Below are 15,844 nucleotides of genomic sequence, written 5' to 3' on the forward strand. Positions count from 1 at the left end.
TAAAGAAGGACACGTCATTGCACTGAAATGCATACGTGTCCTTTTTGGGATCAAAAAAAAGATAAGTATGCAATGAACGAACATAAGTGCAGGAGTGATAAAGTGATTGAGAACCAAATCAAGTTGGAAGCCCGCCGTGACAAGTTACTTTGCACGGATCAATGGCAATGGTGGGATTGGGTTGCACCTGACTCGTATAACATGAACGATGCTTTGGAGGAGCTGACAGAGGCATTTCCGGATATGCAGTACTGGCTTCATAAAATTCCGGAAGTTGAATCGAATTATTTGTCCGTGCGTTTTGTGAATGGCATAGAACCAGTTATATTTGGTTCATTGTTGTATGCGGTCAAGAATGAGAGAGATGACAAACGTCAAGATAATCAGATGTTTTTTTATGTTGATCGCAATAACCTGGTTACCTTGAATATGGATGACAGTACCCGAGGGATTATGAAGACGGACGAACGTGCCCATATGTTACAGCAATGTAGTGAGGCCAGGGACGGGATGTTTGTACTTTTTCGAGCTATACTGCATTACTACCATGTGGGAATGGATCATTTTGAGATGAACCTGCGTGATCTGGAACGGAAGATGGAATCCCGCAATGCTCGCACCTTGATGGACCAGATTCTCGCCGCTCGATTTGAGTTATTGTATTGGAGTAATCTGTTCATCCCTTATTCGGAACTGATGGCCGCTTCACATGAGGCTTACCTTGATGAAATAAATGAGAATCGATACTTCCAACAGCTCCAACATCGAGTTGAGCGAATGGAACGATTGTTTAGTCACTACGAGAAAGAGATCGATACATTAATCTCCATTGATAATGCAATCTCCGGTGTACGTGGCAATGAGATCATGAAAACACTGACTATTGTCACAGCTGTGTTCATACCCGCCACGGCAGCTGGCGCGATATGGGGGATGAACTTTGAGAACCTGCCCTTTATTGATAAATCATGGGGAGTTGTACTGGTCCTTGTTGTTATTATCTTAAGCATGATCAGCATGTATGTATGGCTGATGATGAAAGGCTGGACAGGAGATCTGCTCAAAGTGAAGTCCTCACAGCCTTCAGCTGAAGAGACAGAGAAAAAAGGAGCAACGGAATAGCGTAAGGAATAGCCTACTGTTGGCTAGTCCTCTTAGTTTTTGTAATCTTCAATATAACCAAGCAAGTCAGCGATATATTGTCCGACAATCGGCATATTGACGAATTGGCTGAGAATGAACGCGAGCAGACCCAGAACAACAAAGGTACCTACGGTCAGACCGAGTCCTCGTGCCATACCTGCTGTAAAGTTGGTAATAATCCGCTTTTTGGGACTGCTGTAATTCTCAATAATATCTTTGATCTGTGCTCTCTCCAGACTGTCCGCAATCTGGTCCAGACGTGTGTTCAATCGTTTTACCTCATGCCGCAATTCAAAAGGATGCTCGCTAGTATCATACTGCTGTGCCGGTGTTCCTCCCGTAATTGGAGTATTTCCGTTCATTGTAACTTTACTCATGATTTGTCCCCCTCAACTCACATTGGATAAAAAATAGCCAGCTGGAGTGCAGCTGGCTATTGGTCACTCGATCTGTATAGCCTTATAGGCTAGTCGAGTTAAGTTCTTTACGTGCATCTTCCTTCGCTTCTACGGAAGCGGCAGCCACTTCTTCAGATGCACGGGATGCTTCGTTAGCCACATCTGCGGATGCTTTTCTCACAGATTCCATTACATCATTGCGGCCTTGGTTTACGGTTTTTGCAATGTCGGAAGTTTTGGATGAGACCGTTTTAGCCAGTTCAGATGCTCTATCACCTACAACGGTTGCAACTTCTTTAGTACGGTCTGTAACCATGCCTACTTTCTCGGAAAGATCACCACGCAATTCACGTCCCGGTTTAGGCGCAAAGAGTAGTGCCGCAGCAGCTCCCAGCAAACCTCCGATGAAAATCCCTTTGGCGAAAGTCGAACCCGTCTGTACAGGATATTGCTCTTCTGCTTTATTCATGTCTAATCACTCCTTCTTCAAATTAAAAAACAAATACGAAACAACGAACACCTTGTTGCCCGAATCAGGCAGCCTGTCTTAGCAGTCTGGACACAAGCCCCAGCAAGAAAACAAAGAGCGCTGTACCAATGATGGCAGGGATGATGGCAAAGTTACCGATAACGGGTCCCCAGTTACCAAGCAAAAGTGCTCCCAGCCAGGCTCCGGCAAATCCAGCAATCATTGCACCGATTATGCCTCCAGGCATGTTGTGACCGGCAAGTGCATCTCCGATCAAAGCGATGATGACAGCCATCACAATGCTGATAATGATGCCCCACATAACAACCGCCTCCTTTAAACTTGATGTAGGATGTTGTCTGTTCGCGTTTGCTTACTTCGTATATAAACCCCGTGCAACCCTGTGAAACAATAATGATGAGGATGAATGAACTGGAAATCAGAGGAATTCATTCTTTAGCGGCTTTGTTTAATGCCTTTAATCATGCAGAAGATCCATGCCAATCCAGCAGCAAATCCGGTAAATACATCCGTAGGATAATGAACGCCCAGCATGATGCGGCTGAGGCCAATCAAGAAAATAAAAATGATACCACATAGGACAGGAAGCCACACACCTGAAGATGTATGTCGCTGTTGCTCAATAGCCCAGATCACAAAGAGCATCCCGTAGAAGCCCATGGAGATCATGGCATGTCCGCTGGGAAAGCTGTACCCGTGAACGACCAACAGATGATCCAGTTCAGGTCGGCTTCGTCTGAAAAACTCTTTCAATACTGTGTTCAGAATCCACATCATGGCAAAACTTCCCGAGATCGCATATCCATATATAACAAACCTTGGGCTGCGCTGCATGAAGAATAGAAGAGCAAAACCTCCTGCAGCTACAGCAGAGATTTTGAATGAGCCCAGCGCGGTTATGAATGAAGTGTAAGGAAACAGATAAAGACGTGAATCTGAATTCAGATAAAATAATTGCTGAATTTGGTCATCCAGACGAATAATAGAATCATCGCCCAACCAAGCACCCAGACCTGCCAAAATGAATACGACTGAAGCACTGATAGCCATACCAGCCAAACTCCAGTTGACGAGGGGGCGTAACAACATACCAGCGGTTGAACCAGATGAGGATGGTGTAGACATTTTACGTGGCATAGTAAGTTTCTCCTTCAGTATGGTAGTAGATGAACATAGATGATAAAGCTATACCCGAAATGCCTGTCGAAAAAACTGTAAAAACGTCGCTTTTGTACTATACTATTTAAGATATCCCATGCGGCGTCGTGACGCAAAGCAGAGATGAAATCGGGAGCACAAAGGAGAGAACTCGCATGGAGAGTGCCTTGTTAATTAAAGAATACCGTGCAGGCGTTATGGAATGCGCCCATTACGGACACATAAGTATTACGGATGAGTATGGCCGAATCGTATACTCGGCTGGTGACCCTCATTTTAGAGCGTTCACTCGCTCATCTGCCAAACCTTTTCAAGCGATTCCAGGAATCCGCGCAGGAATTGCCAGCCACTATGGTCTATCAGCACAGGAGATTGCCATTATGTCCTCTTCGCATCGTTCGGAACCGGAGCACATTCGGGTGCTGAAGGAGTTATCCGGTAAAATCGGATTGGGTGAAGAATGCCTGATCTGTGCACCAAGCTACCCGCTTAATGAAGAAAGCCGTAACCAATGGATACGTGGACAAGGGGAGAAACGCCGCATCTTGCATAACTGTTCTGGTAAACATCTGGGCATTTTGGGATATAGTCAGATGAAGCAGGTTGATCTGGGCAGTTACGCTGAACCGGATCATCCCGTGCAACGTGAAATTCTTGAAACCTTTGCCGACCTGGCAGGTATTGAGCAAAAAGAGATTGAGCTTGGGACGGATGGCTGCGGCTTTCCGGTATTTTCGTTGCCGTTGTCGGCATTGTCGAACGCCTACCTGAAGCTCGCTTGTCCAGATCTCATCACCGATCCTTCTACAAGAACAGCTGTAGAGACGATCACATCAGCCATGAATGAACATCCGTTAATGGTAGGTGGCACGGAGCGTGTAGATTCAGTTCTGTTGGAAGACGATAACATTGTAGCGAAGGGTGGATTCAAGGGCGTATTCGGTTTTGGTCTGAAAAAAGAACGATTGGGAATCACCTTCAAGGTACTTGATGGTTCCGAGGAAGAGTGGGCCCTCATTGCCCAATCCATCCTGACACAGATTGGTTATTCCAATGATAGAACCATTGCACGATTGGCTGAAGTGTTCCCTTCGGACATCCGAAATGATGCCGGTACCCTTGTAGGTCATGCAGATAGTGAGTTCATTCTCCACTCACTTGAAGATAGCGTATAACCTTAAGAAGGGGCGTGATTAGAGTTGCCGGACCCCGGGTAAAGATGACATACCAACTGGTATTCATCTATACAATTCATATACACGCATGGACTGCTGCGGTACGTAGCAGCTCTAAACCCTTGGAGGTGGATGAACATGATTAAAGTGGTGACATCGGAAGAAAGGCACACGTCGGATCGAGGTTGGATACACAGTGAATTCAGCTTTTCCTTTGCGGATTATGATGACCCAAGCAATGCCCATTTTGGCTGTCTGCTGGCTCATAATGAAAATACGTTGATGCCGCAAGAAGGCTTTAAGAAACATCCACATCATGATCTTGAACTTGTCAGTTATGTGATATCAGGTACACTCCAACATACGGATAGTATGGGAACGGACCAATGGCTTGAACCGGGTACGGTCCAAGTGATGAGTGCGGGTACGGGAGTGGAACATTCCGAGACCAATCCATCAGCGGATGAACCGGTACGTTTCCTCCAGATGTGGTTTTTGCCATCGGAGCGTTTGCTGAAACCATCCTATACCAATCGAAAAATAGAGCCGCAGGAGCCTTTGAATCGTCTATGTCCGATTGTATCCGGGCAAGGGGGAGAGGGAACCGAAGGCGCATTGCCTATTTCCCAGGATGTAACCTGTTACCTGTCCCATTTGGAGACCGGGAAGAAGTTGATGTACCCGCAACACGAAGATCGAAGGACACACCTTTTCCTGATTAGTGGACATGTGGAGATTCATTGTTCGGACGGCAGCTTTAACCTGAAACCTGGCGATGCTGCACGAATTCGCAAAAGCTGTGATCTGCAAATTACGAGCACAGCCAGTGAACCTGCCGAATTTGTTCTGGTGGATCTGCCTTAAGGGGCAGATTGTAGTGTGAAAAATAACCCTGAGATATAAACATACAAAAAGGACCTGTTACCACGTTGATGTGGAAAACAGGTCCTTTTTTTGGACTAAGATTTACGAAGATTACCCAGTTCCGAAGCGACGGCTTCCACTTCAGAGATACTGAGATGTTCCTTGCTCAAAATCATTTCATACAGGTCAAACAGATCTTCATATTTCTCAAGTGGGAATGACGAAGCTTGCATGGCGGCACCGCTTGCCATACGAAGTTTGGTTTTGATCGCTTCAATCATATATTCCATATTGGCTGCTGTTGCTTGAGTTAAATCCATCGTTAAGTTCATCCCTTCCGTATCGGAAACTCTTGTTATTGTATCATGATTGGAAGTGCTCAGGCTAATGCTTTTGCGGGGAAACCAAGCATCGGTTACAATGATGGATACAACAACAGGTTTTCATGGAAACCTGGGTGTACTGGAGGGAATACAGCTTGGCAGCGTATAAGCGAGAAATGGTTCGCCATCAAGGAAGGGAAGTCCGTAAAGGCGTGCCTGCAGAGAATCTGGTTTTATTTTTCAAGAATATCTTCAAACTTCACTCTCCAGATGAAATCACGTTTGTCTGTATTGGTACGGATCGTTCCACCGGGGATGCTCTGGGTCCACTGACCGGAAGTATGCTGCAAGAGAACGGAATGGGTAACGTGATAGGCACGCTGTCTTCCCCTTGTGATGCAGATACGCTGGAGAAGAAATTGGCACTTATTCCTGCACACCATGCCATCATAGCCATTGATGCATGTCTGGGTCCAAAACATGCCGTAGGTACATACTATCTCTCGAATAACCCACTCATTCCGGCCCAATCGGTTGGAGGTAAGTTACCTCCTGTCGGACAATACAGTGTAGCAGCTGTGGTAAATGCCACTGGACCAAGACCCTATTCCATTTTGCAGATGACCTCGCTTCACTTGGTTATGAGGATGTCTCGAACGATTGCAGACGCCGCAATCGAAGCATGGAAATGGGGACAAACGTTTCATTCCTGATATGTAGGCTTAATAATATACAACCTGAATTATTTAATTCGCGCAGAGAGAGGGATTCATATGGAAAAAGTGATGTGTGATGGAACGACGATTTGTTATGCCGAACAAGGTAAGGGAGAAGCACTCATTTTGCTCCACGGATACTGTGGCAGTTCATCGTATTGGGATGAGGTCGTACCTGAACTGGCACGCAGCTATCGCTGTATCGTACCTGATCTGCGTGGACACGGAAAAACAGATGCACCTGTAGGAAGTTATACCATCGAACAGATGGGCAACGATGTCTTACAGCTGATGGATGAATTAAATGTGGAAAAAGCGGTCCTTCTGGGACACTCCATGGGGGGATATATTGCACTCTCGATTGCACAACGTCACCCGGAGCGTTTGAATGCATTTGGCCTGATTCATTCCACAGCCTATCCGGACAGTGAAGAAGCCAAGGAGAAACGTCTTCGCGCCGTTTCCACCATTCAAACGGAAGGTATCGTGAATTTTGTAGATGGATTGGTTCCTGGCTTATTTGCACCTGAACATGTGGAATCGTTATCTAAGCATGTCACACGTGTGAAGGAAATTGGTTACCAAACTGCTCCTCAAGGTGCGGTTGGTGCTGCACTTGCTATGCGAGAACGTCCGGATCGCCGCGATGTGTTGTCTGCCACACCGTTGCCTGTATTGCTGGTAGCAGGAGAGAAGGATGCGGTTATCCCGCCAGAACGTACATTTACAAGTGACAAGCCACATATCGTGCAAGCGGTGATCGCGGGTGCAGGTCATATGAGCATGTATGAAGCTCCTGAAGAGTTAATTCAGGTCATTAAACAGTTTATGGCTGGATTATCGAAGTAATTTATGAAGTGATTTATGTTGATTTCATTTGAATATAGTTTGGTTTCTGGATGATTCAACCTCTTCTAGAGGAGGAGTAACCAGTTCCATTTCAACCGAGCCCCTGCCTCGTCCCTTTGGGATAGGCGGGGTTTGGCGTGTTCATGGCCAGAGTGCAGACGCGTGCGTCTTGTTTTTGGCTTTTTGTCATGGCATGAATTAAAATAAATATAAAGGAACGATTGGATGTATAGGGTCGAATGATGAGGGGGCATACAGCATGTTCAGAAAAGATTATCTGCTCCGCATGATGGAGGAAATGACTGAAGCTATTGGCAAAGTGTTCACGCTCAAACAGCAACGTAAGCATACCGAGGCATTGTCTGAACTGGATGAGCTGATGCGCAGGCAGTTTGGGATGAACTTATCGCTACTGAACTCGTTGCCAGCAGAGGATGTTATTGAAATGTTCCGTTTTCGCGGAATGATTGAAGTGGACAATCTGCAGCAAGCCGCCAGGCTGATTGAAGAAGAGGCATATATTTATCAAGAGAAGGCCAAAGTGGAAGGCATCGATGATCAGGAGAGAATGGACGCAGAGGATGACGCGCTCATTCGATTGATGAGATCACTTCATTTTTACCTCTATGCATTAAATCATGGCGCTAATCCTAAGTTATTGGACGCACCGGAACGGGTGGAGGGTGTATTGGGACTCACCAGAGAGTATGAACTTCCTGCCCGGACTGAAAGACAGCTTGCTCTCTATCGTGAACAACAAGGACGTTACGACCAAGCAGAGAACAGTTGGTACAGGTTGCTCCAGCTTGGTGCTGAATTCCCGGTGAGCTACCGAGATGATGTACAGGCGTTCTATGAAAGGTTGAGCCAACTCACAGATGAACAACTGGTGCAAGGCGGTTTGCCACGCAACGAAGTTGAAGAGGGGTTAGTCGAACTAAGTCGTCAAGAGATGAACTCCTAAATATGAATTGGATCAAGGTTTGTTACATGCCTTCACTTGGAGAGGGAACGGAAGTGTGGTATGGTAACGGTTGACCAAACCAAACCGAAAGTGAGATGTACCCCGTGGATTCATTGCGAAAGCTTATACAAGACATCTTTGAACAGAATTCGCTGATTACAGCGACCTGGAGCCAGCTGCGCAGACGGGACAATGTCTCGTATACCAAAGTGCAAGTCAAGCCGGTGACACTGAAGAATCAGCTGCATTATCAATTTGCATTTCATTATAACAACAAAGTGCTGCACGAGAATTTGACTCCGGCTGAAGCGGCTGAGCGCATGACTTTGCTATGCGAAGAGACGTTTCGTCAAGGCCTGCTCTGTACGACCGAGGCAGACTATCAAATTTTGATCAGCAAAAAATATAAAGTATCCATACTGACTAAATCTGCTTCCAAGACTGCGGTGGATCTGTCGCATAATCGCAAGAAGCAATATGTTTTGGAAGAGGGAGTGCCCGTCTCGTTCCTCGTTGAACTTGGCATTATGAACGAAGAAGGTCGTGTGCTGGCCCGCAAGTATGACAAGTTCAGACAGATCAACCGTTTCCTCGAAATGGTGCAGGATGTCATTCCGCATCTGCCGGAAGGACGTCCACTGACCATCGTTGATTTTGGTTGTGGCAAGTCTTATCTGACCTTTGCTTTATATCATTATCTGTCTGTACAACAGCGGCGGTCACTCCAGATTATTGGGTTGGATTTAAAGGCAGATGTCATTGAACACTGTAATGATCTGGCTAATCGATTGCATTATGGCGATCTGAAGTTTCTGGTTGGAGACATCGCGGACTATGATGAATTGAACGAAGTGGATATGGTTGTAACACTGCATGCCTGTGATACAGCTACCGATGCTGCTTTGGAGAAGGCCGTTCGTTGGGGGGCTTCTGTTATTTTGTCTGTTCCCTGCTGTCAGCATGAACTGTTTGACCAAGTAGAGGCTTCCGTGATGAATCCGTTGTTGTCCCATGGCATCCTCAAGGAACGTTTTTCCGCACTGGCTACGGATGGGATTCGTGCCAAGTTGCTTGATCTGATGGGATACAAAACACAATTGCTTGAATTCATCGATATGGAGAATACGCCTAAAAACATATTGATTCGTGCTGTTCGCGGTCAGGCCGGCGAAGTGACGGAGATGTGGAATGAATACACAGCTTTCCGTGATTTCATTCATGCCGATCCATATTTGGAGCGGGCTTGTGCGGATTTGCTTCCTGACGATGGCAAGCAGGTCAGCGGGAAAACAAAATCGAGCAAAGAAACCGTTCAAGATTCCGCCAATTGCGACCTTTGTTGAGTGTGCCAACGCCCATACAGGGACATACTACAGTTAGGGTCTCTGAATGTGAACTTCAATAGAGTGCACATACTTCGTAGCAAGCAACATCATAGCTGTCAGGTATATATCTATAAGACAGAAGGACCCGATATCGGGATCTTCTGTCTTTTTGTTATGCATAGGGACGGTGGAAGGAGGGTGGATGTGGATGAAAAAAGGGACAACGGATAAGGGAATTAGAAGGTACAAACGGGGTCATGGGGAGAGCGAGAAAATGATGGCACGGGCATTTGAGGGGGTTCATCATGCCAATGATTCAGAATATGTAGATACCAGGGATTTATATAATGGGCACAGTAGGGGCAGTAGAGACTATAGAGACAGTACATATGATAGGGAAGATACATACAACAAAGATGATATGTATAAAAAGGATGAACCATATCATTCAAATGGAGCTATCCAAACGGAGGGGGCAGGCAGTTCTTCTCGAATTCTGAGGAATGAACATTATTCAGGGTCGGGATGGACTGTTGGGTTGGGCATACTCTCCATTGCCCTGCTGCTCGCAGGGTGTCTGAGTCGGGGAGTGTACTATTCCGCCGATCTGTATGCTGTCCTTCTGATCACAGCAGGAAGCGCCTTAATCATGATCGTTCTATTTCTTACAGTCTTTCGTCCACAGAAAGGGCAAGGGCAAGCAAGAAAACAAGTACCCCTGTCACTGGCATATTGGCTAGGGAACAATGAACGAATGGTTGGGCGAACGATTCGAATCCCGGGAATGTGGCGGATGTTGTGGCCGCTAGGGATGATGACTTGTTTTGGACTACATGCATGGGCAGGCTCGGTAAGCAAACAGGGCAGCATGGATGAGATGCTGAGATGGAGCATGCTTGCGCTGTTTACGCTACTCACCGCAATATTGGCTACGCGCACGGATGGTGCGCGTTGGTTAGCCTGCGGGTGGCGGATGGCAGGCGGCTTGCTTGTGCTAAGCGGCATTCTTGCCGTGTGCGGAGTATTGCCGCTGCCCTTTGGGGTGATGCGGACTGCTGACCCCGAGATCAGCTCCGCCGGGGCCCGGCTCGGCGGATTATTGCAGTACCCTAATGCGTACGGTGCCATTGTTGGCATGTACGCATTGGAGCGGCTGACAGCCGCCGCACGAGGCATAGCCCGGCCTGTGCCGGCCGGGCGACTCATCGCGGCAGTGCTGCCGCTCATGCCCGCGCAAGCCGCGCTCCTGCTGAGCGAGTCGCGCGGCGCTTGGCTGGCGACCGGCTGCGCCGCGGTCGCCGCCTTTGCTTTGCAGCGGCGCGGTGCCCGCCTGCCGCTGCTGCTGACCATGGCCGCGCCGCTGGCTTGCGCGGCCTGGCTGTACCGCCAGCTGGCTGCTGCCCAGCTGGCGCCTGCGCCCGTGCCCGGCCTGCTGGCACTGGCCGGGGCATGGGCAGCTGCGCTGCTCGGCACGCTGCTGCTGTGCCGCCTATGGCACAGCGGCGCCGCCAAGGCTCCTCGCGCCGCTGCCCTGTCGGCCATCGTGCTGGCGGGAGCCACCGCCGCACTGATGGCCGTGGCCTCCACCGCCGATCGCCTAGCGGCGGGTGTCGGCACTGGGGTGTCCCGCCTACAGATGTGGCGGGATGCCCTCCAGCTGTGGAGCGAGGCCGCATGGCTTGGCCACGGGGGAGATACATGGCGCAACATGTTTCGCGCCATTCAATCCTCGCCTTATGTTGGAGGCGAGGTCCACAACGGCTTGCTCGATCTCGCCCTGGATACGGGCATGATCGGCATCCTGCTTGTCGCAGGGTGGTTTCTCCTCACCCTGCGAAGCATGCTTAACTTTGCACCACAGCTCATGCCCTCCGTTCTTGTTTTTGGACTGCATGGGGCGATGGACTTTGACTGGAGCTTCACCTTATTCTGGATGTTCTTCATCTGGCTCGGTGCTTGGGCATCAGCATTAAAGACGGAAGCATTGGAAGGAAAGCAATTGGGTGGAACTGCGGAATACACAACCTCCAGGTCCAAATTAAGATTCACATTCAGATCCACATCAAGATTCACATCCACTTCCACATTCAGAGCAAGAACTCGTTTTTTTCGATCTTTGTCAACTCAATTCCGCCGATCAACTATCCCGATGTGTACCTTCTTTCATATTCTTCAGCGAGTGACGGCTCGGTTAATAAGGTTATCCACCGTGGTGATTATCCTTTTCTGGCTTGGTGCGACAGGATGGTTGACCTTTCGATACGCTGTAGCAGAAGTGCAGTACCGTCAGGCGATGTCTGACCCGGATGGTACTCCAGCACAGACGATGCATCTTATGGCTGCCCTTCAGTCTAACCCGAATCGACCGGATATCGTGATAGCCCTTGCACGATCTCTTCCAGGAATAGAAGCAGAATCACTCCTTTTGAACAGCCTGTCCCATTCCCCGATGGACCCTCAGATTTACATCGAACTCGGACGATTGGCAGCTCAATTTGGGGAAGGACAGCAGGCTGGAAAATATTTTGAACAAGCGATCGCTTTGAATCGGTATGATGGCACTGGTCAATCCGTAGCTTTGTATTGGATGGAGCAGGCAGCGCGGCGGGAATGGAAGGCAGGATATAGAGATCGAGCCCGACAGACTGCCGCTGCTGGTGTACAGATGTATGAACGGTATCAACTGCTGGCTGAGGAAGTGGAAGCAGGAGACGTTCGCAATGACCGCCGTTTTGTAATTGGAGAGCATGCTCCAGGCTATGGTGAGAGCCTGCGCAGGCTTGATTCGGCTTATTCTCCTCCATTTCCTCCAGAGTTGACCAAGCAGAGTCCTTGAATCCCAGGGATTTTCTAAGGAACACAGGACGTCTTATTTGGCCTTCAACTGCTCCTTTTAAATTGTAAGGAACTTCAGACATGTTATTTTCCCAAATCCCCTGACAAAAAACCTATAATAGGCCGGAAATTCCGATATAACATGTCTCAGATTCTTTAGATTTCTAAGTGTACTTCAAATCCTTAAATAAGATGCCTCGGATTCGTTACAGCTCGTGGGCGTGAGCGTAAGCATGAGTATGAGTATGAGTATGAGTGTGATCATGTGAAGATGACCCAGCTTTGTTCAAAATCACGTTTATGCTCGCATCCCTGTTTAGGTTCATACTCCAAGCTTTCTTCACACTCCCTGTGGTGCTCATCGGCTCCATGCTCTGCGCCAACCGTATGCCAGAGGACGACCCCGAATACCATCCAGAGAGAAGCTTTGAATTCCTCCATATCTACAGACGATAACCGCCAAATGCATGCTGAAATGCATCTTTTAATGGTTCAACATCTACTTCCCACAGCGCGGCGATCTCTGCACTGACATCCGTGTTCCACCACTCGCATAATTTCTTGCGGTTGTCGCGATTCTCCCCAATCCAGAGCAGATTTGCAATCACCTTCCCATAATAATATTCTTCCGCCTGCTTCATTCGTTCGGGAGAGACATATACCTTTAGTCTTTTGGCTGTCCGGTACAATTCCTTGCTGCATGCTCGGCGAATTCCCCTTGCGGAAGGAAGGTTTTGACCGGATTGCGTATGTTTGACCGGCGGAGAACCGGGTATTGACTTGTGTGACATCTTCTCACGCTCCTCTCCCCATACCATATGCGGACTGCTGCGAACGGGACACTATCCCAACCTTGTGAAGTAGCAACGTCCACAGCCCTGTGATAAAATAGGGACGAACATCTATGGTGCGGAAGGGCACCGCCAATCAGGATGGAGAAAGAGGGTTGAGATGGACTTTATTCATAACCTTGTCGGCCAATTGTTCGAATGGATTCAAAGTCTTGGTTACTTTGGAATCATGCTTGGCTTAATGTTGGAAGTCATCCCGAGCGAAATTGTGCTGGCGTACGGAGGTTTTCTTGTTTCACAGGGTAATATCAACTTCTTCGGTGCTATGATCTTTGGCACGGTGGGCGGTGTGATTGCCCAGTTATTTATTTACTGGATTGGCCGTTATGGCGGCAGACCTGTACTTGAACGCTACGGTAAATACATACTCATCCAGAAAAAACACATCGACCATTCCGAGGAGTGGTTCCGCAAGTATGGTACAGGTGTCATTTTCACGGCGCGTTTTGTTCCGGTGGTAAGACATGCCATCTCCATCCCGGCTGGCATCACGAAAATGCACGCAGGCAAATTCATCTTGCTTACTACACTCGCTGTTATACCTTGGACTGCATTGTTTATATATTTAGGGATGATTCTTGGAGATCAATGGAAACATATTGATGAGAAAGCGGCACCATATGTTATGCCTATTTTGCTTGTCGCCCTTGCCCTTATGATCGTTTATGTACTTATTAAATGGATGAATGCTCGCAAAAAGAAAGGAAGTGTCTAGTTATGGGTAAACCCAACTTGTCTCACAAATTCGGAAAAGGTCTGCCACCGAAGGATTTCATCGAGAGTATGACCAAGAACCAAAGTGAATTCCAGGCCAACTATGATAGCTTTACTTGGTCGAACGAAGAGGATCGTGAGTTCTTTGAGAGCCTGAACCATCGCGACGACCTGCGCGTGTTAATTCTGGCTGCTGACTGGTGCGGGGATGTTGTCCGTAATATTCCTGTTGTATTCCAGGCGCTTGAAATCTCAGGAATCCCAACGGAAGTTCTGATTATGGAGAACCATCCGGAAGTGATGGATGAGTTCCTTACGATGGGTGGCCGTTCCGTACCAGTCGTTATTTTCGCAGATACAGGTGGTCATGTGCTCGGTCAGTGGGGACCTCGTCCGCAGCATGTACAGGAAGTCATGATTGAATTCAAACGCCTTAATCCGGATCGTGAAGCTGCAGATTATCAGGAAAATTTGGCTGTAGCTCGTCAAGAGATTGGCAAACGTTATGGGGAAGGAACGGAGTCACATGCGGCCATTATCCGTGAGCTGCGTGAACTGATTTCGGGTTACTAAGTCGATATGCTTAACATTCGTACGTTTACACTAGGCCCGCTTCAGACCAATGCGTATCTCTTGCAAGGAGATGATCCGGGCAAAGCTGTCATTATCGATCCTGGCATGAATCCGGGGCCGCTGCTTAAGGCGATCCAAGACTTGGAGATTGAAGCCATTCTCCTCACGCATGCTCACTTTGATCATATGGGCGGGGTCGATGAGATCCGTAAATTGAAGGGCTGTCCCGTTTATCTTCATGACTTGGAGAGTGACTGGCTTACCACCCCGAAATTAAATGGATCCTTGAATTGGCCGCAGGCGACACCACCGCTTTCGACAGATCCTGCTGAATATGCCATGGACGAAGGGCAGAAGCTGAATCTGATTGGACATACGTTCAAAGTGTTCCATACACCCGGACATTCACCAGGCAGTGTAAGTTTGCTTTGTGATAACGACCTGTTTGCCGGTGATGTGCTGTTCCGCATGGGTGTGGGCAGAACGGACCTCACGGGAGGACGTGAACGGGATCTGATTGATTCGATCCAGAACAAGCTGTATACCTTTGGCGATGAGGTGAAAGTGTACCCAGGCCATGGCCCAAAAACGACCATTGGTTATGAGAAACAGAACAATCCTTACGTGTCCGCAAGATAATCCGACATGATATGTGAAGAAAGTCTGGACAAGTGACAACTTTTTCATTAGAATAGCAATTAGTTGTTACAAGCGTTAAGGCATCATCTAACTGAAGCATTACCAAGAAATACCCAACCTTGCGAAGCACGCAGACTGTGGTCTATACCCGGTTTGCGTTCTTTTTTTGTTTTCAGCCTCTTTTCATCACAGATTTAGCCTGTTTCACCCTACATAGAGATGCATAATGAGCTTCATCACAATTTAGTTTGAGACCAATAGCAAGTTAGCAACAAGCACAGATTAATGAATTTAAATGAAAATATTATATAAGTTGAGCTAATCATTTACATGATAACGGAGAGGACAGGAAGAGCCTGAAAAAGCGAAGCTACAAGCTTTCTGCAAGAAAGCTACTTCGGAAGCATACGCTATCTCCGGATTTTCTCCTTCGGAAAAGGGAATCAAAAATCTGGGGATAACAGCGATTGGAAGGTTATTCTGTCATCGTAGTGTCCGTGTAAATAATCTTTAGTTCAACTTATATAGATCATGAGAGAGCGGGGAATACCAAAGTGGAGAAAACAAGAGTTATTCCGTTGGGACAACGTGTCGAGTATTCGATTATGGAAGAAAACCGTCGCATCGTGGAAAGTGGGAAAAGAGAAACGGGTACAGAGCGAGCTTTAATACATAACCCTGGCGTGGCCGGAGAAGAGATGAAGTCTCAGCAGAATATATGGACAAGCCGTGTGTTGAGAAACGGAGCCCGCAACCAACCGTGGTTCGACAAGCTGCAAGATTACCGGAATCAAGTCTGATTGCCCGGGAAATTGTCGGGTTTGATT

Annotated in this window: 18 protein-coding genes; 12 read left to right on the forward strand and 6 right to left on the reverse strand. The window is 47.7% G+C overall.

The window, feature by feature from the left end:
* Positions 1–27 precede the first annotated feature (27 nt).
* Positions 28–1,122: a magnesium transporter CorA family protein gene (locus ACE3K2_RS21725; protein ID WP_421894919.1), complete on the forward strand. Its 1,095-nt coding sequence runs from the start codon at positions 28–30 to the stop codon at positions 1,120–1,122.
* Positions 1,123–1,154: 32 nt separating this feature from the next.
* On the opposite strand, the gene ACE3K2_RS21730 is transcribed toward ACE3K2_RS21725, so the two are convergent.
* The 4 genes from ACE3K2_RS21730 to ACE3K2_RS21745 form a co-directional block, all read right to left on the reverse strand.
* Complete coding sequence (locus ACE3K2_RS21730; protein WP_421894922.1) at positions 1,155–1,520, reverse strand: DUF5665 domain-containing protein; 366 nt, start codon at positions 1,518–1,520, stop codon at positions 1,155–1,157.
* A gap of 82 nt (positions 1,521–1,602) precedes the next feature.
* Positions 1,603–2,010 (reverse strand): YtxH domain-containing protein, encoded by a 408-nt coding sequence (locus ACE3K2_RS21735; protein WP_074096444.1) that lies wholly within the window; start codon positions 2,008–2,010, stop codon positions 1,603–1,605.
* A 64-nt stretch (positions 2,011–2,074) separates the two neighbouring features.
* The gene (locus ACE3K2_RS21740; protein ID WP_421894926.1) at positions 2,075–2,332 is read right to left on the reverse strand and encodes a GlsB/YeaQ/YmgE family stress response membrane protein; all 258 of its coding nucleotides are present in this window, start codon (positions 2,330–2,332) and stop codon (positions 2,075–2,077) included.
* Between the two features lie 134 nt (positions 2,333–2,466).
* Entirely contained in the window at positions 2,467–3,168 is a 702-nt protein-coding gene (locus ACE3K2_RS21745; RefSeq protein WP_421894929.1) for a phosphatase PAP2 family protein, read from the reverse strand.
* A 176-nt stretch (positions 3,169–3,344) separates the two neighbouring features.
* On the opposite strand from ACE3K2_RS21745, the gene ACE3K2_RS21750 reads away from it, so the two are divergent.
* Positions 3,345–4,364, forward strand: a complete 1,020-nt coding sequence (locus ACE3K2_RS21750; RefSeq protein ID WP_421894933.1) for an asparaginase — start codon at positions 3,345–3,347, stop codon at positions 4,362–4,364.
* Positions 4,365–4,502: 138 nt separating this feature from the next.
* A complete protein-coding gene (locus tag ACE3K2_RS21755) occupies positions 4,503–5,228 on the forward strand; it encodes a pirin family protein (RefSeq protein WP_421894935.1) in 726 nt (241 codons plus the stop codon).
* 95 nt (positions 5,229–5,323) lie between these two features.
* Here ACE3K2_RS21755 and ACE3K2_RS21760 read toward each other — a convergent pair whose 3' ends face one another.
* On the reverse strand, positions 5,324–5,548 hold the full coding sequence (locus tag ACE3K2_RS21760; RefSeq protein WP_017692283.1) for a DUF1128 domain-containing protein: 225 nt from the start codon (positions 5,546–5,548) through the stop codon (positions 5,324–5,326).
* Between the two features lie 158 nt (positions 5,549–5,706).
* Here ACE3K2_RS21760 and yyaC point away from each other — a divergent pair, with 158 nt between their 5' ends.
* The 5 genes from yyaC (at position 5,707) to ACE3K2_RS21785 (ending at position 12,241) form a co-directional block, all read left to right on the forward strand.
* A complete protein-coding gene (gene yyaC / locus ACE3K2_RS21765; protein ID WP_421894938.1) occupies positions 5,707–6,264 on the forward strand; it encodes a spore protease YyaC in 558 nt (185 codons plus the stop codon).
* Positions 6,265–6,324: 60 nt separating this feature from the next.
* A complete protein-coding gene (locus ACE3K2_RS21770; RefSeq protein ID WP_036607004.1) occupies positions 6,325–7,116 on the forward strand; it encodes an alpha/beta fold hydrolase in 792 nt (263 codons plus the stop codon).
* Positions 7,117–7,375: 259 nt separating this feature from the next.
* Positions 7,376–8,080 (forward strand): DUF6483 family protein, encoded by a 705-nt coding sequence (locus ACE3K2_RS21775; protein ID WP_421894942.1) that lies wholly within the window; start codon positions 7,376–7,378, stop codon positions 8,078–8,080.
* A gap of 95 nt (positions 8,081–8,175) precedes the next feature.
* A complete protein-coding gene (locus ACE3K2_RS21780; protein WP_421894945.1) occupies positions 8,176–9,423 on the forward strand; it encodes a class I SAM-dependent methyltransferase in 1,248 nt (415 codons plus the stop codon).
* A 190-nt stretch (positions 9,424–9,613) separates the two neighbouring features.
* Positions 9,614–12,241, forward strand: a complete 2,628-nt coding sequence (locus tag ACE3K2_RS21785) for an O-antigen ligase family protein (RefSeq protein ID WP_421894948.1) — start codon at positions 9,614–9,616, stop codon at positions 12,239–12,241.
* Between the two features lie 442 nt (positions 12,242–12,683).
* Here ACE3K2_RS21785 and ACE3K2_RS21790 read toward each other — a convergent pair whose 3' ends face one another.
* A complete protein-coding gene (locus ACE3K2_RS21790; RefSeq protein ID WP_421894951.1) occupies positions 12,684–13,031 on the reverse strand; it encodes a dehydrogenase in 348 nt (115 codons plus the stop codon).
* A 160-nt stretch (positions 13,032–13,191) separates the two neighbouring features.
* Here ACE3K2_RS21790 and ACE3K2_RS21795 point away from each other — a divergent pair, with 160 nt between their 5' ends.
* The 4 genes from ACE3K2_RS21795 to ACE3K2_RS21810 all read left to right on the forward strand — a co-directional run bounded on the left by ACE3K2_RS21795 (position 13,192) and on the right by ACE3K2_RS21810 (position 15,817).
* Positions 13,192–13,806, forward strand: a complete 615-nt coding sequence (locus ACE3K2_RS21795) for a DedA family protein (protein WP_421894954.1) — start codon at positions 13,192–13,194, stop codon at positions 13,804–13,806.
* Between the two features lie 2 nt (positions 13,807–13,808).
* On the forward strand, positions 13,809–14,378 hold the full coding sequence (locus ACE3K2_RS21800) for a thioredoxin family protein (protein ID WP_017692292.1): 570 nt from the start codon (positions 13,809–13,811) through the stop codon (positions 14,376–14,378).
* Between the two features lie 6 nt (positions 14,379–14,384).
* The gene (locus ACE3K2_RS21805; RefSeq protein ID WP_421894957.1) at positions 14,385–15,017 is read left to right on the forward strand and encodes an MBL fold metallo-hydrolase; all 633 of its coding nucleotides are present in this window, start codon (positions 14,385–14,387) and stop codon (positions 15,015–15,017) included.
* A 554-nt stretch (positions 15,018–15,571) separates the two neighbouring features.
* Positions 15,572–15,817, forward strand: coding sequence for a hypothetical protein (locus ACE3K2_RS21810; protein ID WP_421894960.1), 246 nt, complete (start codon positions 15,572–15,574; stop codon positions 15,815–15,817).
* Positions 15,818–15,844: the final 27 nt, after the last annotated feature.

Source organism: Paenibacillus sp., assembly GCF_048976745.1.
GTDB lineage: Bacteria > Bacillota > Bacilli > Paenibacillales > Paenibacillaceae > Paenibacillus.